The following is a 26217-nucleotide window of genomic DNA, read 5'->3' as shown; positions in this document are numbered from 1 at the left end:
ATAATGAAAATTGGAGTAATAATAGTGTTTGATAATAACGCTGTAGATATTGAAAAAGGTTTATTTGATGGCTTGTTTGGTTTTCGTAGTGATGTTCACTTATGTTTAGTAAACAATGGCAGTAGAGATGATACTCTGGATAAATTAGAAATGTTAATTGATACGTCGGGATTAGATTGCACTTTAATAGATATTAAGCAAAATAAAGGAGTGAATTTTGCGATAAAGGCAGGTGCTAGATATTTTTTTAGCCAAAATAAGTTGAAATATTTTGGATATTCTACCACCTCAAATGTAAGAGCAACAAACGATTTGTTCTCATTAATGAATGAAATTGAAAATTTTTTAAAAACAATGATTAATTATAAAGTGGATAAGTCGCAAAGTACAAGTCCAATTAAACCGGTGTTTTTTAAAATTCAGAAATAACAAACAATTAAATATCGCTTGTAAAGCATCGTGATATTTAACTTGTGAAAGCACGCATAACCTAACTTATGTTGTTACTAAAAAACGTTGAAATCCTCCCCAGATTTTAGCGTTTTTTTTATTCTAAATTTTGTCAAATCACTTTGCGATTAATGCGGTAATTCTTTTAGTAATCTTATTGCCAATAAGTACTTTGTCTGTTTTGTTTGATGTGAAATTAACCACCAATAGTAATCATACTACGGTTATTGTTATGCAATTTAGGCTCTTGTAGTTTTTTTAATGTATCCATACCACCTCGCACTTTAAATTTAGCTTGTACCGCTTTTTGTATAATAGGTTCTATGTTTTTCCCTTCTCTCAAGCTTGTTAGTAAATCCGATTCTCCAGAAGAAAATAAACAGTTTTTTAATTGTCCGTTGGCTGTTAAACGCAATCTGTTACAAGAATCGCAAAAGGGATTGGTAACCGAACTAATCACTGCAAAACTACCTTTATAACCTCTTATTTTGTAGTTTTTAGATGTATCATTTGGAGCATCGATTAAGCGTTCAATTTCTTCTTCGGAAAAGGAAGCGTTAACTAAATGCATCACATCGGCATAAGATACCATTTTGCTCATATCCCATTTATTGCCATCAAAAGGCATAAATTCTATAAACCGAACAGAAATTGGTAAATCTTTGGTGAAATGAATGAAATCGATAATTTCATCTTCATTAAAATCTTTCATTAAAACGGCGTTCAATTTCACATTAAAACCTTCTTTTACTAGAAGTAGAATGTTGTTATAAACTTTCGTGAATTGATCACGACGGGTAATATGTTTAAATTTTTCCGCATCTAAAGAATCTAAACTCACGTTGATTTTTTTAACGCCATGTTTTTTAAGAATATCAATATATTTATCGATAATTACAGCATTAGAGGTAATTGATAATTCCACAGGAAGTGATGCCAAACGTTCTAAAATAACAGGAATATCTTTTCTTATTAACGGTTCGCCACCTGTAAGTCTAATTTTTGTAACACCATGTTTTACAAAGGTTTTAGCAATGTCATAGATTTCCTCATAAGTCATTAAATGGCTTTTTGGAGAAAGAGGAACACCTTCGGCAGGCATGCAGTATGAGCATCGTAAATTGCAACGCTCAATTAACGAAATTCGTAAATATGCGTGATCTCTGCCGTGTAAATCCTGTAATACGGGGATTTCGTTTTTCATTACTATTCTTTTAATTTATTCTATATTTTCACGTTTAAAAAACCAGAAGTAATCTTTTACTAACTAATCGTGTCTTGCACCTTTCAAAATCCTGAAACTATGCAAAACAGCAGGGAAAATGGCATCCATAGATTCCTTGGCTCCATTGGTTGAACCTGGTAAAGCTAAAATCAAAGTATCTTTTATTGTTCCTGCAACACTGCGCGAAAGCATAGAATATGGTGTGCGATCTTGCCCATAATTTCTAATAGCTTCTTCAATACCCGGAATACGTCTATCTAGCAAAGGAATTAAAGCTTCTGGAGTAACATCACGTCCCGAAAGCCCTGTGCCACCGGTGTATATTACCATATCGATACCTTGTGCTTCAAAATGTTTAGCTTTATTTTGAATGTCATCAATTTCATCTGGAATAATAACGTATTCTGCAATTTTCACATCGCAAGATTCTAATTTTTTAATAATTGCTTTTCCTGCTTTATCTTCTTTATGTCCTGCCGAAATAGTATCGGAACACACCACAACAGCAGCTTTTAAATCTTTTCTAAAACGATCTCTAAAATCCGATTTTCCGCCTTTTTTCTCTAATAATTTAATAGCATGAATTTCAATGCCTTTATCAATAGGTTTCAGCATGTCGTACATGTTTAGTGCAACAACACTTGCGCCATGCATCGCTTCAACTTCAACACCTGTTTTGTAAATAGTTTTTACTGTGAAAAGCACGGTGATTTCTAGTCCGTTAATTTCGTATTCTACACCTGTAAATTCAATAGGTAAAGGGTGACAATCAGGTAAAATATCCGGCGTTCGTTTTACACCCAACAGCCCGGCAGCTTTGCTCATCGCAAAAACATGACCTTTAGGTACGGTATCGTTTTTAATAGCTTCTATAGTTTCGGGTTTACTTACTTTTACCACAGCTTGAGCAGTTGCGGTGCGTAAAGTTGTGCTTTTATGGGTGATGTCTACCATTGTATTGTTATGTATTTAACTGAAATTTGCGTAAAGGATTTAGTTTATTAGGGGTTTTTCAATTTAATTCTTTCGCTATAAAATATATTATGAATTCACTTTCCATTGATGTGTTTCATCTTCAAAAATTTCTTTTCCAAAAACAGGAACGTCTGCTTTAATCGCTTCAACAATAAACTCTAAAGCTTTAAAAACCACTTTTCGTCTTGGAGAAGATACAAATACAAAGAGGCAGATCTCACCTGCTTTTACAGTTCCTAAACTGTGATAAATATGCATGCAGGTTAAGTCGAATTTTTCAAAAGCCAATTCTCTAACTTCATGAAATTTAGCGTTGGCCATCTCTTCGTATGCTGTATATTCTATAGCGGCCACCGTTTTATTATCGATAACATCGGCACGTACTTGGCCTAAAAATATATTATGTGCACCAATGCTCGTTTTGGTTTGATGTTTAGCAATTGAATTTCCGATAAATTCGGATGAAATTGCGCCTTGTTGAAATACGTTTTTTGATTTTTTAGGTTCCATATGTTTGTTTTTTAGACTGTTTTAGTTTTTAAAGTTTCTATAAGTTCTAAAGCTCCTTCTTTTAAACTAAAACAATTATTAATTCCATTGTTTTTCAAAATTGAAACGGCTTTTTTACTGCGCATTCCCGATTTGCAAAACAAGTAATTCTCTTTTTTTGAATCTATTGTATTTAAGTTGTTTTCTAATTGAGATAAAGGAAGGTTTATCACATTCAAACCTTGAATTTTAGGTGTCTCATGTGTTTCACGAACATCGATAAATTGAATATTTTCTTTATTTAATATACTTTTAATTGAAATTGTTTCGTTCTCGAATTCACAATTGAAATTGAATATTTTAGATTGAAAGTTATCTTTTTCATCTAAAACCGTTTGAATAACAGTTTCATTTCTTTTTATTTTTAAGGTCGAAGTTTGATAAGTTAAGGCATTGTAAAACAGAATTTTTCCTGAAAGCACGTTGCCTATGCCTAAAATAATCTTTAAAACTTCGTTCGCTTGCATAGTGCCGATAATACCAGGAAGGACACCTAAAACTCCAGTTTCCGAACAATTAGGAACGCTATCTTTCTCCGGTGGATTTGGAAATAAGCAACGGTAACTTGGCCCGTTTTGATAGTTAAATACCGAAACCTGACCTTCGAATTTATAAATAGCTCCAAATACCAATGGTTTGTTGGTTATTACGCAAGCATCGTTAACTAAGTATCGGGTTTCAAAATTATCAGATCCATCAACTATAATGTCGTAGTTTTTAAATAAATTTAAGGCGTTTTTATAAGTCAGTTTTTCAGGAAATGCTTTTATAGAAACGGTATCGTTTAAATCTTCTAAACGTTGTTTTGCAGCAATAGCTTTGTTGATTCCTAGAGTTGATTTTCCAAATAAAACTTGGCGTTGCAAATTAGATAATTCTACCACATCAAAATCTATAATCCCAATTGTCCCAATTCCTGCAGCCGCTAAATATTGCAAAATAGGGCAACCCAAACCACCAGCGCCAATAACTAAAACCTTGGCTTGGTTTAGTTTATTTTGACCTGTTTTTCCTATTTCAGAAAGGGTGATATGCCGGTTGTATCTGCTGCTCATTAACTTATTTTATTTTGAAAAAAATTTATACTAAAACTTAAATAATTATCCACCAGCAAATGGAGGCAATAATGCAATATCTGCACCTGTTATTTCTGTGTTTCCCGAAACCAATTCTTGATTTTGAGCCACTTGAAAATCTTTGTGTTTTAAGTTTTCATATTTTGAATACAATACCTTTAAAAGTTCAGAAACGTCATCTCCTAAAAACTCAATTAACTCTTCATTAACCTGAGTAACTTCAGCAATTTGCCCAAAATATTTTATGCTTATTTGCATGCTTTTAGTTGTTTTAATTCGTCTTTAGTATTTACGTTTGTTGTAAACTGATTTTCATTGTCTTCAATTGAAACACTCTTAACTTTACATTGATTTACAGCAAACTGTAACTTGCGTTCACCTTTATTTAAAAGGTTTATAAAAGTTGTTTCGCAAGACTTATTATATAAAGCAATTAGCGGCATTTTTTGTCCTTTACTTTCTATTTGAATAACTTCTGATGTTTTATCAATACCTAAAATTAATCGATTTAAAATATTAGCATTTATTAAGGGAATGTCGCAACTTAAAACCAAATTGTACTTGGTTTTAGATGCTTTTAAACCTGAATAAATTCCCGCTAAAGGTCCTGTGTTTTCAATAATATCGTCTATTCTTTTTAAACCAAATACATCATAATCTGTATTATTTGAAACAATTATTATTTTGGAAACTAATGGTTTTAAAGCATCGATGCTATGTTGTATAAACGATTTATTATTCAACATTAAAAAACCTTTGTCCGTACCCATTCTAGAGCTTTTTCCTCCTGCTAGAATAATACCCGATATGTTTTTTTTATCTATCATATTATGTGAAAAATAATTTGCCACAGGCCATAATTAAAACAAAAGCTAAAATATAGCGCAACTGCATGTTGTTAATTTTTTTACTTCCGTAATATCCACCTAGAATACCACCGATTAACGCAATGGCTACTAATAAAAATGATTCTTTTTCAATGGTTACACCACTATATAGTTGACCAACCAAACCTGATGCTGAATTCACCCAAATAAATAATGCCGAAACAGCTGCTGCTTCCTTCATTTTACCCCAATGGAATAATAGAATTACCGGACTTAAAATGATGCCACCACCAATACCAATTAATCCTGAGAAAAAACCAATAGTACCGCCGAAAAGCAATCCTTTCCAAAGCTTAATTTCTTTTATGTTATCGCTTTCTTTTCCAAAAACATTCAGCATTTTAAGTATGGCGAAAATCAATAAAACAGCTAATATTTTTTTATAGATAGAAGCATCAATTTCAATAGTTCCTCCTAAAAAAGCGAATGGAATAGAGGTGATTGCAAAAGCTAGAAATAGTTTTTTATTAAAAAATCCAGCTTTATAATAATAATAAAATGATATACCTGCTACAAATATATTAAGCAGTAGAGCAGTGGGTTTCATGGTTTCTGGAGCAAACGAAAATATTGCCATTAATGCTAAATAACCGCTAGCGCCACCATGACCTACACTGGAGTACAGAAAGGATATAATGGGCAAAATAATTAAAAACAAGGTTATGTTTTCGATTTGTAGCATGTTAAACTTTTATAGCTCTTCGAGTTTTATTAATTGTTCGTCTAAAAAGTTCCAGCAGTTTTGGTTTATTTCATCGAAAACGGAAATTAATTTTTTGCCGTAATCGGTGAGTTCCGCACCACCACCACCTTTTCCGCCAGTGCTATTTATGGTTACTGGTTTTTTAGCCGATTTGTTAACTGAATCTATTAAAGACCATGCTTTTTTGTATGATAAACCTAAAGTTTTTGCAGCTTTAGATAAAGAACCTTCTGTTTCAATGGCTTTTAATAATTGTACACGACCTTCTCCCAAAAGCACATGGTTTTCGGCTTCTATCCAAATTCGACTTTTAATTTTGTAGCTCATATTATATGGGTAAAATTATAGTTTCAACTGTTTTGCCTATAGTTATTTCTTGTTCGTTTTCATCCATAAATACTAAAGCATTTGCTAAAGCAAAAGTTTGTTGCATAGCCGAACTTTGTCCTTCTAAAATTTCAACTTCACCTTTATTGTAAATGGCTTTTAAAAATTGAGCTCTATCACCTTTTTTTATAAAGCTTGTTATCGATTTGGCGTCTACTCGCTCTAGTTCTAAGGCATCACGATTCATCATGTTTTGCAAAGCGATGTATACATAAATGTAAAAACATGTTAATGCCGCTGCAGGGTTTCCTGGTAAAGCAAAAACTTGAGTACTTCCTTTTTTTCCGTAGAATAATGGTTTTCCCGGTTTTTGTTTTACTTTATAAAAGAGCTCTTCAACGTGTAATTCTGTTAAGGCTCTGCTAACAAAATCGTAATCACCAACCGATATACCACCTGTTATAATAACAAGATCATTCTCGTTAATGGCCTCTTTTAATTTGGTTACCGTTTGGCCATAATTATCGGATACATTATATAAATTAACATCGTAGAATTTTAAATTGTACAATGCGCTCAAAAGCATTTTTGAATTGCTTTCGTAAATTTTTCCGTAGCTTAAATCGTTTCCAGGTTCTATTAATTCGTTACCTGTTGTTATAATAGCTATCGCTGGTTTTTTGTAAACCGCAACAGTTCCAACACCTAAAGATGCTAAAAACCCAATAGCTGCGGGTGTTAGTTTTGTACCTTCTTTTAAAGCTAAATCCCCTTGTTTAACTTGTTCGCCTAGCGGACGGATATTTTGATTTAAAGATGTTGAGCCTTCAATATGAATAAACGTTTTTTCGATCTTAACCTTTTCTTGCATAACTACCGCATTAGCAGAATTAGGTACCGCAGCTCCAGTAAATATGCGCACGGCTTCTCCTGGTTTTAATATAGGTTGGTGTTTATCGCCTGCCTGAATTTCACCTATTAAGAGGTAAGTTGCACCATTATGTAAGTTTAAAGCGTAACCATCCATTGCGGATTGGTTAAAAGGCGGCATATTTATAGGAGACTTCACAGCTTTAGAGAGGATATAACCTCCTGCTTTTTCTACCGTTTTTACGGTAGTTTTCATTAAAGGCTTGGTGTTTTGTTTAACTGTAGAAATGGCTTGTTCTATGGAAATCATCATAAATATCGTTATGTATTGGCAAATATAACGAATTTAATTTTTTATTTTAACTTTATTATAACATGATATTTGTCATTAATTTTTATAAAATAATACTACATTTTTGCTAAATAATTAAAAGACTTGATGTTAGTTTTGTTTGAAATAATAAAAAAACGTATTTTTAACAGAATATTAAGATTTGAATTGAAGAACATTTAAAAGAGGTAAAAGGCAGCTTATTAATAAACTTGATAATTTATACTTGTGAATATCCAAAACAAATTATTACCAAATAAAAAATCTAGATGGCGTACAATAGCGGTTTTTTTTATTGCTATTATTACAGGTTTAGGTTTGTTTATGACAAAAGAAGCTGAACTAGTTTCCTATATGTCCGATGATCCTTTAGCTTGTGTAAACTGCCATGTGATGACGCCAGTTTACAATAGCTGGATGCATAGTTCTCATAGGCAATGGGCTTCCTGTAACGATTGCCATGTACCACATAATAACATATTTAATAAGTACTATTTTAAAGCGAAGGATGGTTTATTTCATGCATCGGTTTTTACTTTAAGAGCAGAACCCGAAGTAATGTTTATGAGAGAGGAATCTCAAGAAGTGGTTCAAAATAACTGTATTCGTTGCCATGTGCAACAAGTTACTCAAGTAAAGTATGATGGTTATATAGAAGATCATGCTAAAAATAGAACAGAAAGACAATGCTGGTCATGTCACCAAGAAGTACCACATGGTACAGTTCATGGCATTTCAACAATTAAAAGTAATATTTCGCCACTACCAACCGATAAAGAAGAAGCTGTAATACCAAGCTGGTTGGAGAAAGAAATGGAAACCAAATAGATTATTAAAATAATTATACTTAATACATGAAAAACAAGGTTTTATTTATCGTAACAGTAGTAGTCGTGTTTCTACTGGGATTATTAGCATCAAGTATTGTTAATAGGAAAAACGAAGCTAAATATCAATATGTTCCAAAGGTTAACATTGGCGATAATGAACCAAGAAACGCCGAATGGGGAAAAAATTATCCAGCGGAATATCAATCGTTTTTGCAAACAGCCGATACTAGTTTTGCCTCTTTTCAAGGAGGTTCTGCTATGCGCGACATGTTAGATGAAGATACAAATCTAGTAGTGCTTTGGGCTGGTTATGGTTTCTCTAAAGATTATAGCCAAGGTAGAGGACACATGAATGCTATTAAGGATATAACAAATTCACTTAGAACTGGTGGACCTAAAGGAGAAGGTGATGGACCAATGCCTGCTACATGTTGGACTTGTAAGAGTCCTGATGTGCCACGTTTAATGAATGAAAAAGGTATAGCCGAATTTTATTCTGGTAAATGGGCTGATAAAGGTGACGAGATTGTAAACCCAATTGGTTGTGCAGATTGTCATGATTCTAAAACTATGAAATTAACGATATCTCGTCCTGCTTTAGTGGAAGCCTTTGATGCTATGGGTAAAGATATTAACCAAGCCACGCACCAAGAAATGCGATCTTTGGTTTGTGCGCAATGCCATGTGGAGTATTATTTCGATAAAAAATTACCAGGAAAAGAAGGTGTTCCATATTTGAAGTTACCTTGGGAAAACGGTATGTCTGTAGAAGCTATGGAAGAGTATTATGATGCTATTGAATTTAGTGATTGGACACACAAATTAAGTCGTGCGCCAATGTTAAAAGCACAACATCCAGGTTACGAAACATACTTAACTGGAGTTCATGCAGATCGTGGTGTATCTTGCGCAGATTGCCATATGCCATATAAAAGTGAAGGCGGACAAAAATTTACGGATCACCATATACAATCACCTTTAAACAATGTATCTAACGCTTGTCAAGTTTGCCATAGAGAAGATGCTGATAAATTAAAGTTGAACGTTTACGATCGTCAACGTAAAACAGCAGAGAACAGATTAAAATTAGAAGGGTTTATAGTGAAAGCGCATGTAGAAGCTAAAAAAGCTTGGGATTTGGGAGCTACGGAAGAACAAATGAAAGATATTTTAATGGATATTCGTCACGCACAATGGCGTTGGGATTATGCAGCAGCATCTCACGGTGCATCATTTCACTCGCCAGTTGAAACTGCTAGAGTTATAGGTAGTGGTTTTACAATTATTCAAGACGGACGTGTAAAATTAGCACGTTTACTTGCAGATTTAGGATATAATAAACCAGTTGAAATGCCAGACATTTCCACAAAAGCAAAAGCTCAAGAATATATAGGCTTGGATATGGAAGCTTTAAGAAAAGAAAAAGCTGAATTCAAGAAAAACTTAGTACCTAAGTGGTTAGAAGCTGCTAAAGAAAGAGAGTCTAAATACGATTCTAAAGATGTATCTTTAAACAATTAGGAATTAGTATTCGTTTTTAATAATTAAGAAAGATAGTTTTTGATGATTAGTAAGATCACCAAAGCTATCTTTCTTCTTTTAATAGAGTTTTATGCAGAAATTATACAAGTTTTTTTCATCATCACGATTGGCTTTACTTTTATTACTAACATTTGCCGTATCAATGGCTATAGCCACGTTTGTTGAGAATGATTATGGAACAAAAACAGCTTGGGTTATCATTTACGATTCTTGGTGGTTCGAGGTGGTAATGGTTGGTCTGGTTTTTTCATTTATTGCAAATATTTTTAAATATAATTTGCTTCGGAAGGAAAAATGGCCAATTCTGCTTTTTCATGTTTCATTTATCATTATTATTTTAGGTGCAGGTATTACACGATACACATCTTATGGAGGTGTTATGCGGATTAGAGAAGGGCAATCATCTAATGTTGTTATTTCCGATACTAATTTCCTGTCTCTTACAATTACCGATGGAACAACTTCAAAAACAGTAAAAGAAAAATTATCTTTTTCATCTATAAAAAATAACGATTTCACTTTAAAAACAGATTTTGAAGGCGCAACAGTAGCTGTGTCTTATAAAGATTATGTAGAAGATGCTATTGCAGAAGTTATTGAGGATGAGAAACACGGCGAGCCACTCCTAGAAATGGTAGTAACTGAAGGGAAAGGCAGGAACACGGTATATCTTAAAAAAGGAGAAATTGAAAAAATAGGGGAACACCAGCATGAAATTGGTTTCAATTCTAATAAAAAAGGCATTATTAATATTGTCGAAGAAAATGGTGCTTTCAGTATCAATTCTCCACACGATTTAGATTTCTTCATCATGTCGTCTCAACAGGCAGGAATAATATCGAAAGATAGTTTGCATGCTATTACTTTAAGAACTTTATATCGATCTGGCGATATTTCATTTGTGCCACTAACGTATTTTGAAAGCGGAATTTTTCATTTAAAAAGTGAATCTGAAGATTCTAAAGAAAATGATAAAATGAAGGATGACGCGTTACTTGTAAATGTATCTGTAAATGATGTTGAAAAGCCATTAAATATATTGTATCGTGAAGGGTTTTTACCAACACATCACGAGGTTAATATTGATAATTTAAGAGTGATTTTATCTTATGGAGCAGGAGCAATAGAAACACCGTTTGCTATTCAGTTAGATGATTTTCAGCTAGAGCGTTATCCCGGTTCTTCTAGTCCGTCGGCCTATGCTAGTGAAGTTACTATTTTAGATCAAGATGAAAAAACACCTTTTAGAATTTTCATGAATAATGTGTTAGATTACAGAGGTTATCGTTTTTTTCAAGCTAGTTATGATACCGATGAAAAAGGTACCGTACTTTCTGTTAACCATGATAGTTTAGGTACTTGGATTACTTATTTAGGTTATCTGCTTATGACGTTTGGTATGTTTGCCACGCTTTTTGGAAAAACATCTCGTTTTCATTTAATTAATAAAAAGTTGAAGCATTTAAAAAAGAAACATGTAGCCGTTGTTATATTGCTTTTTGGTTTGCAAGCCTCATTTGCACAACAATTAAACGATTCTACGGCACTTCAAATAGAGAATTTAGTAAAATCGCAAGAAGTAGATAGAGCACATGCTGATTATTTCGGGCGGATTTTGGTGCAAGATCTTGACGGTAGAATAAAACCTGTAAATACTTTAGGATCTGAATTTTTGAGAAAAATATCAAGAAAATCGAGTTTTTCATATCAAATAAATGATGAAAAAGTAACTTTTGATGCGAATCAAACGTTTTTAGCCATGCATATAGCGCCACATGTTTGGCAGAAAATACCGCTGGTTAAAGTTGATTTCGATAAAACAGGCGATCTTTTTAAAGATGTGGTAGTTGGTACAAATAATCTTTTACCTTATACTAGTTTGCTAGATGATAAAGGTGATTATATTTTAACCAATCAAGTTGAAGAAGCTAACAAGAAAAAGCCTGCAGAACGTAATGAGTTTGATAAAGAGGTTTTAAAAGTTGATGAGCGATTTAATATTTTATATAATTTATTTGCTGGAAATTATTTAAAAATTTTCCCGAATAAGAATGATGCCAATAATACGTGGTTTAGTTTTAAACATCATTTTAGAGATTTTCCAGAGGAAGATGCTCAGTTCGCGCAAAACATTATCCCATCTTATTTTAATGACATTGTAATGCTTAAGTATGATGATGCTCAAGAGAAATTAATGTACATTAAAAAGTATCAAGAGGTTCTAGGTGCAAGTGTGATACCAACTCCGGAGCGCATAGAAGCAGAACTTTGGTACAATAAGGCCAATATTAATTTTTGGTTATTTCAAGTGTTTTTTACACTTGGGTTGGTGTTATTAGTTTTAGCTATTGTAAAAATGTTTGTTCAAAAGAAAGCTATAGAATTTTTTAATAATGCATTTATAGTATTAACGCTCGTTTCATTTTTATGCTTTACCGGAAACATTATTTTACGTTGGTATGTGGCCCAACATGCGCCATGGAGTAATGGCTACGAGATGTTGGTTTTTGTTTCTTGGGTGCTGCTTTTATGCGGTTTACTTACGTTCCGTAAATCCGATTTTTCTTTACCCTTAGCAACACTGTTTTCAGGAGCTTTATTGTTTGTAAGTTACTTAGATTGGTTAAACCCAGAAATCACGAATTTAATGCCTGTTTTAAAGTCGTATTGGTTAAAAATACATGTGGCAACCATTGTTAGTAGCTATGCGCCTTTGGCTTTATCTGCTATTCTAGGTTTAATGGCATTGTTACTTTATATTTTTAAAACACCAAAAACGAAGGCGATAATAGAAATTAAAATTAAAGAGCTTACTTATATTAATGAAATAGCCATGACTATTGGTTTGTTTGTTTTAGCTGTAGGTACATTTTTAGGTGGTGTTTGGGCTAATGAATCTTGGGGACGTTATTGGGCTTGGGATCCAAAGGAAACATGGGCTTTAATAAGTATTATTGTTTATGCTATTGTGTTGCATTTAAGATTTATCCCGAAACTGAATAACAACTTTGTTGTAAACGTAGCAAGTATGTTTGCTTTTTGGTCTATTATCATGACGTCTTTTGGAGTAAACTATTACTTGTCTGGGTTGCATAGTTATGCCGCTGGCGATCCGTTGCCAATCCCTAAATTTGTTTATGTTTTAGCGGCGTTTATGGTTATTGTAACGCTTTTAGCGTATTACAGAAAGAAGACTTTTTGTCGTAAAAAATGAGAGTAGTAGAATAGATTTAAACTCTTAATCAATAGAACGATATACATAAAATCTATTTTTAAAATTACGGTTTTAATAATAAAGGCATCATAAATATATGATGTCTTTATTATTTGAAGAATCTATTTGTGTAATTATCAAAAATAAGTAGTGTTTTAAATAATTACGTATTAATACTTATATTTGTGTAAGTAGCTTAAAAGCTTGATATGCAAAACACAGTTATAAATACATATAGAACAACATCGAACGGGAGATCGCTCACAGGGACAGCTTGCGAAGTATGTGTTAATAACAATTGTTTAATAAAGAATGCATTAAATACCTTAGGTCCTGCAATTCTAGAAAAAGAAAAGAGTGATATCCGTTGTAAAAAAGGACAACAATTTATAATAGAAGGAGCGCCAGTTAATGGGTTGTTTTTTATTCTGAAAGGAACGGTTAAGGTTTTCAGGACTGGTATTAATGGTCGTGAGCAAATAGTTCGTTTTGCTAAAGAAGGCGAAATTATCGGGCATCGTGGTTTTGGTACCGAAGAGTATTATTCTATTGGTGCTGTGGCTTTACAAGACACTGTGCTTTGTTATTTTTCTAAAGATAGTTTACAAGAAGCCTTAAGGAAAAGTCCTGAGTTTAGTTATGAGTTAATGCTTTTTTATGCCAACGAGCTTAATCGTAGTGAATCTAAAGTAAAGTCTATTTCTCAAATGACGGTTCGTGAGCGTGTTATTGATACATTGTTATACATTAATAGAAAATTTGGAGATTTACGTGGTTATCTCAATTTACCACTAAGTAGAAAAGAATACGCCGATTACGCAGGAACCACAGAAGAACAGGTTATTCGTGTATTTTCTTTATTAAAAAAAGAAGGTTTAATTTCTGCTAAAGGAAAAAAAATTGGTGTTCCTAATGTACAATCGCTCAAAAATGAAATTAGCGAACATAACTATTTCTTAGATAGTTAAGCTACATTTCAAAGTAATATTATATACTTTTTCATTTCTTTCTTCAACTTAAAAACCGCCTTGGTTGTTTTAAGTTATGCTTCATTTAAAATATTATTTCAACTTAATTTTTATAAATACTCATTTTTATACGTAGTTTTTCACGCTCACTATGTTGGTTTACGTAGTTTGTTTTATGTGTTTAAGTTGTTTTTATTCAGTTGGTTATTTCTTTTAACTGTGTTTTCGCAGGTTTTTATATGCTAAAAAAGATGTTATTATATGGGGAATATCATGTAATAAATTAGGTTCTACTTATATATTTGCAACAAGTAAGTATTAATACTTAGTAATTAATTAAAACAATTCAACATGAAATCATTATTAACAAAATCCTCTTTAGTTGTTGCCTTAGCGGTTGCATTAAGTGCTTGCGGAGGCAAAGAGAAAAAGAAAGAAATAGCAGAAACTGTTGTCGCTGAAGTTTCTAAAACAAAAACATTAGATATTGAAAAACCTCAATTAACATTTGGTTTTATAAAATTGACAGATATGGCACCTTTAGCCATTGCAAAAGAAAAAGGGTTTTTTGAAGATGAAGGTTTATTTGTTTCAGTTGAAGCACAATCGAACTGGAAAAACATTTTAGATCGTGTAATTGATGGTCAGTTAGATGGTTCGCATATGTTAGCAGGGCAACCAATTGCTGCAGGAGCAGGATTTGGACGTCAAGCCGATTTAGTAACGCCATTTTCAATGGATTTAAATGGTAATGCCATTACGGTATCTAACGATGTTTGGTCTAAAATGAAATCTCATGTACCAACAGGAGAAGATGGAAAACCTGTACACCCAATTAAGGCAGAAGCATTACAACCTGTAATTACAGAGTATAAAAATTCTGGTAAGCCTTTTAAAATGGGAATGGTATTTCCGGTATCTACACATAATTATGAAATTAGATATTGGTTAGCAGCAGCTGGAATTCACCCAGGAATGTATACTGCAGATAATGTTCAAGGACAAATTGATGCTGAAGTTTTACTATCTGTAACACCTCCGCCACAAATGCCAGCAACGTTAGAAGCAGGAACTATTCACGGGTATTGCGTAGGTGAACCATGGAATCAACAAGCCGTATTTAAAGGTATTGGAGTTCCTGTAGTAACAAATTATGATATCTGGAAAAACAACCCAGAGAAGGTTTTTGTAATGACAAAAAAGTTTGTTGAAGATAACCCAAACACGGCTATAGCTGTTACTAAAGCTTTAATTAGAGCTGGTAAATGGTTAGATGAGCCAAGTAATAGAGCAGAGGCTGTAAAAATATTATCAATGTCTCAATATGTTGGTGCGCCAGAAGAGGTTTTAGCGAATTCTATGACAGGAACTTTTGAGTTTGAGAAAGGTGATAAACGTGATATGCCAGATTTTAATGTATTCTACAAGTACAATGCAACATATCCGTTTTATTCTGATGGTATTTGGTTCTTAACTCAAATGCGTAGATGGGGACAAATTCCTGAGGCTAAGCCAGCAGCATGGTATGCAGAAACTATTAATAACATTTACAGACCAGATATCTGGAAAGAAGCGGCTAAGCTTTTAGTTGAAGAAGGAAATATTCCTGCAGGAGATATTCCAACAACAGATGGATTTAAGCCTGCAACATCAGATTTTATCGATGGGACGACTTACGATGGAAAAGATCCAATTTCTTACATCAACAGTTTTAAAATAGGAAATAAAGATAAAGCGATACAATAATTAGTAAAGCCAATAAATAAAGAAGTCATGAAACAAAGTATAACATTAGGAAAAGTAACCAATTTTATAGGTCTAGGTTTTTTAAGCACATTAAAAGATTTATTTACTGGTAAGCTGGAAAGAGAAGATTTAAAAAACCTCCTACGTAAAACAGTTGTTCCACTGGCTTCTATGCTATTATTTATTGGACTGTGGCATTTGGGTGCAAAATCTTTGTACAACATTGAAGCCGAACATAAAATTGAAAAAGCACTTACAGATCAAGGACAAGAAGCTGCCGATGCTTTGCAAGCATGTATTGCATCGGGAGATTCTAGTTGTCAACCTAATACGTTGCCATCTCCAAGTCAGGTTTGGGATTCTTATAAATCGTTATTAAGAGATCACAATATTATAAAAGCAGATAAAGCTGCGTTTATTGAAAAAACAGCTGTTTTAAACGAGAAACGATTGGCAGAAGGCAAGGATGCTATTACTTATACTGGGCGACCATCATTTGTAGATCAAATATTTAGAAGTTTAAAAACGGTATTCGCAGGGTTTTTATTGGCCTTATTTATTGCGGTGCCCTTAGGGATTTTCATAGGGTTGAGTCCTACTTTAAAAAGCGCTTTTAACTGGTTTATTCAAATTTTTAAGCCTGTTTCTCCGGTAGTATGGTACTTACTTGTTTTTATGATTGTAAAAACATTATTGATAGATTCTAACGAAGATAGTTCGTTTACCATATCCTTTATAAGTGTTGGTTTTTGTTCTATGTGGGCTACTTTGGTTAATACGGCAATGGGTGTAGCTACTGTAGATAAAGATTATATTAATGTTGCTAAAGTATTGAAGTTAGGGCCGTTTCAAAAAATATTTAAAGTTGTGCTTCCTTCATCTTTACCATTAATTTTTACTGGTTTAAAAATCACATTATCAGTAGCTTGGATGGTTTTAATTGCCATTGAATTATTAGCACAGAGCCCTGGTTTAGGCTTATTTGTCTGGGAAGAATTCCAGAACGGAGCAAACGATTCTAATGCAAAAATTATTGTTGCCATGTTTGTTATTGGAATTATTGGTTTCTTATTAGATAGAATCATGTTAACCATACAAAACTGGGTGTCTTTTGATAAAACAGAAGGGATTTAATTGAATAGACGAATTTGCGTTAGGGATTGCAGTGGAAAGCCCACAGCGTAGGAACGGAGCGAGGACTTGAAGCGTAAAGCCCGACCCTTGTGGTAACGCCCAAATAAAACTTAGAAAAATGGCATATTTAGAATTAAATAATATTTATAAAACTTACGGTAAAGGCGAAAACGAACCGGAAGTATTATCGAACATTAATTTATCGATAGAAGAAGGTGAATTTGTTGCTATTGTAGGGTTTACTGGTAGCGGAAAAACAACTTTGGTAAACTTAATTAACGGTTTAATTACTCCAACTAAAGGTGAGGTTTTGTTTAAAGGCGAGCCGGTTATAGGAACTAGCCATGAGCGTGGTGTGATTTTTCAGAATTACTCATTATTGCCTTGGTTAACGGTTGGGCAAAATGTGTATATGGCGGTTAAAGAAGCTTTTCCTAAAAAAACTAAAGCTGAGTTACATGCTATTGTTGCCGATTATGTAGAGATGGTGAGTTTAACACCCGCTATTAATAAAAGGCCTAAAGAATTATCGGGTGGTATGCGCCAGCGTGTATCGGTTGCTAGAGCATTAGCTATGAAGCCAGAGATGATTATTATGGACGAACCACTTGGTGCTCTAGATGCATTAACGCGTGGTAATTTACAAGATGAAATTTTAAATATCTGGGGAAAAGATAAACGTACAGCTCTATTAATTACGAACGATGTGGATGAAGGGATTTATATGGCAGACCGTATTATTCCGTTACGTCCAGGACCAAATGCAACTTTAGGACCTGAGTTTAAAATTGATATTGAACGTCCTAGAGATAAAACAGAAATGAATGATAATCCTAATTTCAAAAAAACAAGAAATGCTATTATTGAGTATTTAATGGATATTGGAAATGAAAGGAAAACTGAGGCTAAGGAAGCCATTGTACTTCCGGATTTAAGTCCTAAGGATTTTGTTAATCAATTTGAATTTTAATGAGCGATATAATGGAAAATATAAAAGCAAAACACGTTTTTAAGAACGAACTTTTTCCTTCGAATGAGGTGATGCTAAATTTAGAGCATTTAAAGAAGGTTTACCCAACGCCTAAAGGAGATTATGTGGTTTTGGAAGATTTAAACCTACAGATTAGAAAGGAAGAGTTTGTTACCATCATTGGCCATTCGGGCTGTGGAAAAACAACCATGCTTTCTATGATTGCGGGATTAAATCCTATTTCTGGTGGTCATATATCGGTTTTAGGAAAACACATAAAAGGACCAGGACCGGATAGAGGTGTTATTTTTCAGGCGCCTAGTTTAATGCCTTGGATGACCTCTTTACAAAATGTGCTACTTGGTGTTAATAAAGTGTTTCCGCATGCTACAAAAGCACAAAGGCATGATATTGCTAAGTACTATTTACAGAAAGTAGGGTTAGAGGATGCTTTTGATAAGAAGGCATCAGATTTGTCTCAAGGTATGCAACAGCGTGTAGGTATTGCTCGTGCGTTTGCAATTAAACCTAAAGTATTATTGTTAGATGAACCTTTTGGAATGCTAGATTCTTTAACACGAGGTGAGTTGCAAGATATTTTAATTGAAATTTGGAATAAAGAAAAAATTACAGCGGTAATGATCACGCACGATGTAGATGAAGCTATTTTTTTAGCAGATCGTGTGGTTATGATGACGAGTGGACCTAAGGCGAAAATTGGTGATATTTTGAACATTGATTTTGAGAGACCAAGAACACGAAAATCGGTGTTAGAGCATGATGATTACTACAAATATAGAAAACACTTAATAGACTTTTTAGAACACTAAAAATGAGTATTAATATGAGATTTATCATAAAGTAAGACTTAACAGTCGCATATATTTGCCATGATAAATTAAACTTATTGATACTAAATAAAACGAACAATTAACGACTACAAATTTAAAATTATGAAAAAAATTTATTTAACTATAGGCATCTTAACCATGATGGTTCAATTTGCTCAAGCACAATTTACATTGGATGGTGAGTTTAGGCCAAGAACAGAATACCGTAATGGTTTTGGAAGTATTATTCCCGATGCTGCAGATCCAGGTTTTGGTATTTCTACTAGAATTAGATTAAATACAGGTTACTCTACAGAGGCTTATAAGTTTTATGTAAGCTTACAAGATATTATGGTTTGGGGAGAAAACAGACAAATTTTACCATACGATCAAAATAACTCGTTTGCAGTATTTCAAGCTTGGGCAGAAGTGAAATTAGGCGAAGGGTTTACTACTAAATTAGGACGTCAGGTTATTTCTTATGATGATCAACGTATTTTTGGTGGCTTAGATTGGGCACAACAAGGGCGTAATCATGATGCTGCATTATTGAAATACAAAAAAGGTAAATTTTTATTAGATGTAGGATTAGCTTTTAGTCAAGATTATTCTAATCCAACAGGATTTCAATCGACTTCTACAGCTTACGGTACTACAGGATATTTTTCTTATAAAACCATGCAATATGCTTATTTAAAACAATCTTGGGATAGTTTTTCTGGTAGTTTATTATTGTTAAACAATGGTTTTCAAAAATATGAAGCCGATGGTGTAACACCAGATGGCGTAAACAGCATTCAAACTTTAGGAACGCATTTAGATTATAAAAGTGGTGATTTTGGAGCGGCTTTAAATGCTTACACGCAAATGGGTGATACTGTTGATGGTGCATATTTATTAGGTTTAGAACTGACTTACAAAGCATCGACTAAAGTTGCTTTAGGTGCAGGTATGGAGATTATTAGTGGTAACGATACAACAACTTCAGATTCTGAGGCGTTTTTTCCATTATACGGAACAAACCACAAGTTTAATGGTTTTATGGATTATTTCTACGTAGGGAACCATGCCAATAATGTTGGTTTAGTTGATTTCCACGTAAGTGCTAACTTCAAATTAAACGAAACGTCTAGCTTAATGGTTAAAGCTTTAAATTTTAGCGGAGAGCAAGAATTAGCTAGTGGAGAGAAATCTTTAGGAACCGAGTTAGATTTAGTGTACTCTAAACAGTTTAAAGGTTATGCTTTAAAATTAGGTTACTCGCAAATGTTTGCTAGCGATGGTATGTACGAATTAAAAGGTGTTACAGAATCTGCTGCTGCAGATATGCAAAACTGGGCTTGGGCTATGTTAGTTATCAAACCTAAGTTTTTAAACTAAGAGCTTTTAAAATAAAATTGATATTATATGAAATCCCGCTTATGGCGGGATTTTTTATGTTTAAGAATTAAGCCTAATCGGAAAAGAACTTACACGCATTGAAAAACGCTGTTAACTCATTCTTGATATTTTGTAGGCTATGATATTTATAAATTCGAATAAGAAAAATAAATATTATGAAACAACAATTAAGTATTTCGGTAAAGCAACCATGTTCGGAAGATTATAATCAATTTAAACCTACGGCTTGTGGCGGGTTTTGTAATTCCTGCGACAAGGAAGTTATAGACTTCAGGAGAATGAGTGATGATAAGTTAAAGGCTTATTTTAAAACCAATAAGGAAAATACCTGTGGCATTTTTGCGACCTCGCAGTTAAAGACTTATACTTTCGAAGATAAAAAAGGAAGACATACATCGTCTTTTAATTTTCTAAGAGTAGCTAGTGTGGCTTTTATTTCGTTAATTTCTTTACAAAATATACAGGCGCAACAACTACAACGACCGACGCAAACGGTACAAAAAGTAAGTGCTTTTGATAGTGAAAAGCAAACTGAAACAACTCCTTCTAAAACTGAATTTTTAAAAGGAACGGTTTCTGATACGTCTAGTCCGTTACCAGGTGTAAATATTATATTAAAAGGTACTACTATTGGTACAAGCACTAATTTTGATGGTGAGTTTGAGTTTCCTGAAACCTTAAAGGAAGGAGATATTTTGGTTATAAGTTACATTGGTTTCGAAACACAAGAAATCGCCATTAAAAAGAATCAAAAACCATTAGAGATTGTAATGCGTGATGATGTTTGCATACTTGTTGGTAAAGTAGCAGTAAAAGAGGTTTACGAGTCTAAGCCAAACTTATGGCAAAAAATAAAAGGTATATTTTAGATGAAGCGTTTTCTATTCATTTTAGTTGCGTTAGTTGGTTTTTCGGCAATATCTCAACAGTCAGATTTCAATACTATCGATTTTAAAAAAGCCGATAGTATTTCTGAGTTTTATAATCATACTGCATTAAAGAATTTGCCAGTTTTAGCACATAATCTCACGTTTCATTTAGACTCTGATGTCGAAAAATTTAGAGCCATTTACAAATGGGTTTGCCTCAATATAGAAGGCGATTATGGCTTTTATTTAAAAACCACTCGTAAGCGGAAAAAGTTTAAAAATGATAGTTTGGCTTTTACTAATTGGAATAAGACTTTGCAGAAAAAAGTATTCAAGCAATTGGTAGACAACCAAAAAACTATTTGTTCAGGTTATGCTTATTTAATTAAAGAATTGGCGGCACTATCTGGTATTGAGTGTGAGATTGTAAATGGCTATAGCCGTTCGCCAAGTAGTCAAATTGGTGAACTAGGTGGAGCAAATCATTCATGGAATGCGGTGAAGCTGAATAATAAATGGTATTTGGTAGATGCTACTTTAGCGAGTGGTTATTTTAATGTGAATGAAAACAAATTTGTTAAGAATTATAACGATGGTTATTTTTTAGCCTCACCAGAGCAGTTTTCTAAAAGTCATTTTCCTTTAGATTCAAAGTGGTTATTGTTAGATGATAAACCACGGGCTGATGAATTTGTTAATGGGCCGATGGTTTATGGAAGTTCTTTTAAATATAAGATTTTGCCTATTTTTCCACAGAATCTAAAAAATGAAATTTTAAAAAATGATTATGTTGTTTTCAAGTTGAAGGTTTTTGACGAGAATGATATAGAAGAGATAGAGCTTATAATAACCAAAGGAAGTAGTTCTAAAGTAATTAAATTAGTCGACTATAAATATGAAGATGGTTTACTTGAATTCAAACATCAGTTTAATAAAAAAGGCTCCTTTGATGTTCATCTTAAAAAAGGAAATGATATTCTTGCTTCTTATAGCGTAATAGTGGAGAAGGAGAAAAAGATTTTGATATAATTTAAGAAAGTATGAGTGCTATTTTGTTTTAAAAATCTCGCCTTATTTTTAGAAAATAAATGAGACGAGATTTTTTTTAAATTAAAAATTAATTTTTTACAAGCTTATAAGTTGTACTTTGGTTTTTGTCATTACTCAACTTAACAAAATAAATTCCTTTGCTTAAGTTATCCATAGAAGCAGAATAAATATCACTGTTTAAATTTACTTTATTTACAACTTGCCCAGTTGAATTTAAGATAGAGATTTCAGAGATGTTCTCTTTAGATTCTATAGTCAGTTTTTGGTCTCCAGAAATAGGGTTAGGATAAAAGCTAATTATATTTTTAGAGAAGTTATTGACACTTAAAGAAGATGATGCTAATTTTCTAATTCGGTGATTATTGTAATCCGCAAAGATTACATTTCCAGAATTATCAATAGCAATACCTGTTGGTTTATTTAACAAAGTAGCTGTGCCTATTTGTCCATCTCCATTATATCCTCCACCAGAATAACCAGTAGTGCCAGTTCCAACAATAGTATTAATAATACCATCTGTTCCAATTTTTCTAACTCTATGATTATCTCTGTCAACAACATATATATTTCCGGTTGCATCTAATGCAATTCCATTGGGGTCATTGAATTCTGCATCTGTAGCTTGTCCTCCGTCTCCACTAAAAGCATTAAAACCTCCTTTGCCTGCAACAGTAGTAATAATACCGCTGGTGCTTATTTTTCTAATTCGATCGTTGCTTCTGTCTGAAAAATAGACATTTCCAGCGGCGTCAACAGCTATGCCATCAGGGCTTTTTAATTTTGCGGCAGTGGCTTGACCGTTATCTCCAGAAAATCCACTATCACCGGTTCCGGCATAAGTAGATATAACTCCACTTGTATTGATTTTTCTTATTTTATTGTTATACCAATCAGAAATATAAATATTTCCATTAGCATCAACTGCAACATCCCTAGGATTGTCTAAGTTTGCAGCAGTAGCTTGACCACCATCACCACTATCACCATCAGTACCATTACCTGCAACAGTAGATATAATACCGTCAGTAGCCACTTTTCTAATTCTATGATTCCCTCTGTCGGATATATATAAATTGCCATTAGCGTCTACTGCTAATCCTGCAGGGAAGTCTAGTTTTGCTACACTAGCAGGTCCACCATCACCATCAAAACTACAATTACCGACAACACCGGCTATTGTTGTTATTGTTCCATCTGTAGCTATCTTTCTAACAACACAATTAGTGAGTTCTGAAAAATAAATATTTCCAGAATTATCAATCACAACATCTGAAGGAAAGTTTGTAACAGCAGAAGTAGCAGGACCTCCATCACCACTATAACCTTGACTACCATCACCGGCAATAGTTGACACATTTCCATATTGAGAAAAGGAAAGTTGGAAGCATAAAAATAATAAAAAAGCGTATTTTTTTTTCATAAATGTAGGTTTTAAATGAAAACAAATATCTAATTTAATATTGTTAAAAAAAAATTATTTATTAAAATAACCTTATTAAATCAAGGTAAAAACTTACTTTTTTATCTGTTTAACGGTGAAAATGTTATTAATATCCAATATTAGCTTGTTTGTTAAATGTTGCAATGAATTCATTTATAGGTGCTTAAAAAATGGATTTTCTGCTTTTTAAGTTTAAGGAGTTATTATAGTAAATCTAAAACGGTATCAGTAATTATTTTTTTAGTTAGTATGTGTTTCAATTAAATTAGCTAATCAAAAGTAGTATTACTATTGCATATCTCACAACTGAATAGTAATATTGAAATAATGAAAAAAATATTCGCAAAAGCAATTTGGTTAATCCTATACTTAGCATTCAATATTGTTTTATTTTTTATTTAAATAAACCTGTTCTTCAAGAAGAATAACGCTAGTTAAATTGATTATAGTGGTGTTATTTCATTGGATGATTTTTTTGCTTTATCTCATGCTTCTTTTAATGTCCTTGGAGAATTAGCAATAGTAGGGTTTTCATTTGTAGCTATGAGTATAGCTTTGGTTGCTTTTTTACTTTTTATACCACTTCAAGTTTATATTATAAAACCTAAATACAAAACCAGTAAGAAGAATTTTTTATTTAGTTTGCTAGCTGCTTTCTCCATAGTGATGATACTAAAATTGATTGTTTATATTTGGATGTTTGTGGATCTTAATTATTAATGTTCGCTTTTTATTTACAACTAGATATGTCATTAATTTAAACAATAACCCATGAAGAAACTGATAGTTTTATTATTAATATTGGTAGTGAGGTTTGCATCTTGTAAAAATTCAGAAAAGCAAATTGACAAGATTGAAATTTCAAAACAATACTTTAAAGGTCTTAGCAATTCGGATTACTCTAGAATATTGTCTTGTCTTACAGATAGCATAGCTACAATTGAAGGCGAGTACGAGGTAGCATATTTTAAAAAGGATTATTTAGAGTTATTGAAATGGGATGCTGTTTTTAGCCCTAACTATGAAATACTTGAAATTGAGGAAAAGGATGGAATGGTGAAAGTAAAAATTTCAAAAATGGATAAAAGAATAGCTTTTCTTCAGGAAGCGCCATTTATAACGCATCAAACTATAAAATTTCAAAAGGAAAAAATAATTAGTATTGAAACGGAATATTTGGATTTTAAAGAAGCTACATGGGAAAGGAACAAAAACACACTTATAAGCTGGATTGATAAAAATCATCCTGAATTGAATGGATTTATACACGACCAAACAGAATCTGGCGGAATCAAATTTTTGAAAGCCATAACGCTTTATAAAAACAGAGAATAAAGTGTTAGAACAATGTGGAAAATAATTCACTAAATTTAGAGATTAAACATCGGAACTATTCGTATAAGTAAACTTCTAATGATACAACTTGAAAAACTATTAATTGCATTTTTATTATTGAGTATTGTTTCTTGTGACCACAACAAAAAAGATACGTACGTAGCTCCAAAAGCAGATACGGGAATTCAAATTGGCTTAATAGATACCTTATATTCTAAAGTACTAAACCAAGAAAGAGAACTTGTTATTTATATTCCTGAAAGTGCTAAAGACCCAAAAAGAAAAAGAAAACAATACCCTGTAGTTTATCTATTAGATGGTGATTATAATTTTGTGCCATTTGTTGGAATGTTAAAACATTACAGTGAAATGAACGACACTAAGATTCTGCCAGAAATGATAGTCGTCGGTATTCCTAATATAGATAATAATAGTAGAATGATGGATTTCTCACCAACAACAGATGGAAAGCCGGAACAACAAGGAGGCGGAAATAAGTTTTTAGAGTTTATGGAAACAGAGCTTTTTCCGTACATCGAACAAAATTACTCAGGTTCTCAAAATAGAAGCATTATTGGGCACTCATTTGGTGGTTTAGTGGTTATGAATGCGCTAACAACGCATCCAGAAATGTTTACTAACTATTTGTTAATAGATGGCAGTTTATATTTTGACGACAAGTTATTTTTGAATAATCCCAAGTATAGTTTAAAAGGTAAAGATTTAAAAAACAAAAATCTTTATATCGGTATTGCAAACACTGCAACTTATGGAAGTGATTTAGAAAGTATAAAAAAAGATACTATTCGAGCTAATAAATATGTTCGTCATTCTCTTGAACTTGTCAACCAAATAGAAAGTTTTGATACTAATTTAAATATGAAATGGAAATATTATGAAAATGATACACACGGAAGTACGGCCTTTTTATCTCAAATGGATGGTTTTCGATTTTTCTATTCTTGGTTTGAGTTTAAAGATGAATACAAATACAGAGGAAAAAGTTTTATCCCGAAGACTATTGAAGATCACTTTGCAAATTTAACCAAATCTCATTTTGAACTTGTCTCCAAAAAAATAGGTTATACTTTTAAACCCGAAGAGCAGTGGGTTAGTGGAAATGCAAGTATGCTTTTTAATTATCATAAACTTCCTAAACAGGCATTGGAAAACTATAATCTAAATATAGAATATTATCCAAATAGCTCAAAAGTTTATAAAGATTTAGCAGACTTTTATCTATTGCAGGAAGATACTATTGCAGCTAAGGAATATTATGCTAAAACCCTCGAATTGGATGATAATTCTTAGTATATAAAATACTAAGAAAATTAGAGAATTAAAGCAAGCATAGGAAAAGCTTTAACATAACAAAGTGCAGGCATAAAAAACTCGTTTTCCTTTATTATTAAATAATTTCAATTAGAATAAAAGTATACAGTAATTAGGGATGAAACTTAATTAATTATAAAGTATCAAATACATTTGTTACAT

Annotated in this window: 24 protein-coding genes; 14 read left to right on the top strand and 10 right to left on the bottom strand. The window is 32.7% G+C overall.

The genetic code is table 11. The features are described 5' to 3' along the window. The first annotated feature begins 3 nt into the window (after positions 1 to 3). Positions 4 to 429, top strand: a complete 426-nt coding sequence (locus M4I23_RS07115) for a glycosyltransferase (protein ID WP_158849346.1) — start codon at positions 4 to 6, stop codon at positions 427 to 429. 217 nt (positions 430 to 646) lie between these two features. Here the strand turns inward: M4I23_RS07115 and moaA are convergent, their stop codons facing one another. From moaA to glp, 9 genes are all read right to left on the bottom strand, one after another. Next, the gene (gene moaA, locus M4I23_RS07110) at positions 647 to 1654 is read right to left on the bottom strand and encodes a GTP 3',8-cyclase MoaA (protein WP_158849347.1); all 1008 of its coding nucleotides are present in this window, start codon (positions 1652 to 1654) and stop codon (positions 647 to 649) included. A gap of 63 nt (positions 1655 to 1717) precedes the next feature. Then, positions 1718 to 2629, bottom strand: a complete 912-nt coding sequence (moaCB, locus tag M4I23_RS07105; RefSeq protein ID WP_249753933.1) for a bifunctional molybdenum cofactor biosynthesis protein MoaC/MoaB — start codon at positions 2627 to 2629, stop codon at positions 1718 to 1720. A gap of 87 nt (positions 2630 to 2716) precedes the next feature. Next, a complete protein-coding gene (locus M4I23_RS07100; protein ID WP_158849351.1) occupies positions 2717 to 3160 on the bottom strand; it encodes a molybdenum cofactor biosynthesis protein MoaE in 444 nt (147 codons plus the stop codon). A gap of 11 nt (positions 3161 to 3171) precedes the next feature. Continuing rightward, a complete protein-coding gene (gene moeB / locus M4I23_RS07095; protein WP_249753932.1) occupies positions 3172 to 4254 on the bottom strand; it encodes a HesA/MoeB/ThiF family protein in 1083 nt (360 codons plus the stop codon). 45 nt (positions 4255 to 4299) lie between these two features. Further along, on the bottom strand, positions 4300 to 4533 hold the full coding sequence (locus M4I23_RS07090) for a MoaD/ThiS family protein (RefSeq protein ID WP_249753931.1): 234 nt from the start codon (positions 4531 to 4533) through the stop codon (positions 4300 to 4302). Beyond that, positions 4524 to 5102, bottom strand: a complete 579-nt coding sequence (locus M4I23_RS07085) for a molybdenum cofactor guanylyltransferase (RefSeq protein ID WP_249753930.1) — start codon at positions 5100 to 5102, stop codon at positions 4524 to 4526. Before M4I23_RS07085 ends, M4I23_RS07090 begins: the two co-directional genes overlap by 10 nt. Before the next feature lies 1 nt (position 5103). Beyond that, entirely contained in the window at positions 5104 to 5844 is a 741-nt protein-coding gene (locus M4I23_RS07080) for a sulfite exporter TauE/SafE family protein (protein WP_249753929.1), read from the bottom strand. 9 nt (positions 5845 to 5853) lie between these two features. Next, the gene (locus tag M4I23_RS07075) at positions 5854 to 6192 is read right to left on the bottom strand and encodes a winged helix-turn-helix domain-containing protein (protein ID WP_249753928.1); all 339 of its coding nucleotides are present in this window, start codon (positions 6190 to 6192) and stop codon (positions 5854 to 5856) included. Position 6193: 1 nt separating this feature from the next. Next, positions 6194 to 7375, bottom strand: a complete 1182-nt coding sequence (gene glp, locus M4I23_RS07070) for a gephyrin-like molybdotransferase Glp (protein ID WP_249753927.1) — start codon at positions 7373 to 7375, stop codon at positions 6194 to 6196. 246 nt (positions 7376 to 7621) lie between these two features. Between glp and nrfH the strand changes: the two genes are divergently transcribed. The 11 genes from nrfH (at position 7622) to M4I23_RS07015 (ending at position 21926) form a co-directional block, all read left to right on the top strand. Next, a complete protein-coding gene (gene nrfH, locus M4I23_RS07065) occupies positions 7622 to 8221 on the top strand; it encodes a cytochrome c nitrite reductase small subunit (protein ID WP_233267543.1) in 600 nt (199 codons plus the stop codon). A gap of 26 nt (positions 8222 to 8247) precedes the next feature. After that, on the top strand, positions 8248 to 9744 hold the full coding sequence (nrfA, locus tag M4I23_RS07060; protein WP_249753926.1) for an ammonia-forming cytochrome c nitrite reductase: 1497 nt from the start codon (positions 8248 to 8250) through the stop codon (positions 9742 to 9744). Between the two features lie 91 nt (positions 9745 to 9835). After that, positions 9836 to 12979 (top strand): cytochrome c biogenesis protein, encoded by a 3144-nt coding sequence (ccsA, locus tag M4I23_RS07055; RefSeq protein WP_249753925.1) that lies wholly within the window; start codon positions 9836 to 9838, stop codon positions 12977 to 12979. A gap of 209 nt (positions 12980 to 13188) precedes the next feature. Further along, entirely contained in the window at positions 13189 to 13947 is a 759-nt protein-coding gene (locus M4I23_RS07050) for a Crp/Fnr family transcriptional regulator (RefSeq protein ID WP_233267544.1), read from the top strand. Between the two features lie 351 nt (positions 13948 to 14298). Next, positions 14299 to 15693, top strand: a complete 1395-nt coding sequence (locus tag M4I23_RS07045) for a CmpA/NrtA family ABC transporter substrate-binding protein (protein WP_249753924.1) — start codon at positions 14299 to 14301, stop codon at positions 15691 to 15693. A 27-nt stretch (positions 15694 to 15720) separates the two neighbouring features. Continuing rightward, positions 15721 to 16827 carry an ABC transporter permease gene (locus M4I23_RS07040; RefSeq protein ID WP_159020113.1) on the top strand — a complete coding sequence of 369 codons (1107 nt, stop codon included), beginning with the start codon at positions 15721 to 15723 and terminating at the stop codon, positions 16825 to 16827. 118 nt (positions 16828 to 16945) lie between these two features. Then, entirely contained in the window at positions 16946 to 17797 is an 852-nt protein-coding gene (locus tag M4I23_RS07035; RefSeq protein WP_158849371.1) for an ABC transporter ATP-binding protein, read from the top strand. A gap of 11 nt (positions 17798 to 17808) precedes the next feature. Next, positions 17809 to 18627, top strand: coding sequence for an ABC transporter ATP-binding protein (locus M4I23_RS07030; protein ID WP_158849373.1), 819 nt, complete (start codon positions 17809 to 17811; stop codon positions 18625 to 18627). 123 nt (positions 18628 to 18750) lie between these two features. Continuing rightward, entirely contained in the window at positions 18751 to 20007 is a 1257-nt protein-coding gene (locus tag M4I23_RS07025; protein WP_249753923.1) for an alginate export family protein, read from the top strand. 176 nt (positions 20008 to 20183) lie between these two features. Continuing rightward, positions 20184 to 20897 carry a carboxypeptidase-like regulatory domain-containing protein gene (locus tag M4I23_RS07020; RefSeq protein WP_249753922.1) on the top strand — a complete coding sequence of 238 codons (714 nt, stop codon included), beginning with the start codon at positions 20184 to 20186 and terminating at the stop codon, positions 20895 to 20897. Then, complete coding sequence (locus M4I23_RS07015; RefSeq protein ID WP_249753921.1) at positions 20898 to 21926, top strand: transglutaminase domain-containing protein; 1029 nt, start codon at positions 20898 to 20900, stop codon at positions 21924 to 21926. It abuts the gene before it with no gap. A gap of 88 nt (positions 21927 to 22014) precedes the next feature. On the opposite strand, the gene M4I23_RS07010 is transcribed toward M4I23_RS07015, so the two are convergent. Next, a complete protein-coding gene (locus M4I23_RS07010; protein WP_249753920.1) occupies positions 22015 to 23367 on the bottom strand; it encodes a T9SS type A sorting domain-containing protein in 1353 nt (450 codons plus the stop codon). A gap of 792 nt (positions 23368 to 24159) precedes the next feature. Between M4I23_RS07010 and M4I23_RS07005 the strand changes: the two genes are divergently transcribed. Next, positions 24160 to 24723 (top strand): hypothetical protein, encoded by a 564-nt coding sequence (locus tag M4I23_RS07005; protein WP_249753919.1) that lies wholly within the window; start codon positions 24160 to 24162, stop codon positions 24721 to 24723. A gap of 78 nt (positions 24724 to 24801) precedes the next feature. After that, positions 24802 to 26034 (top strand): alpha/beta hydrolase-fold protein, encoded by a 1233-nt coding sequence (locus M4I23_RS07000; protein ID WP_249753918.1) that lies wholly within the window; start codon positions 24802 to 24804, stop codon positions 26032 to 26034. Positions 26035 to 26217: the final 183 nt, after the last annotated feature.

Source organism: Algibacter sp. L4_22, assembly GCF_023473045.1.
In the GTDB taxonomy this organism is placed as follows: Bacteria; Bacteroidota; Bacteroidia; order Flavobacteriales; family Flavobacteriaceae; genus Algibacter.
Note: the sequence above shows the minus strand (reverse complement) of the source record. Positions and strands in the feature narration are given on the sequence as shown.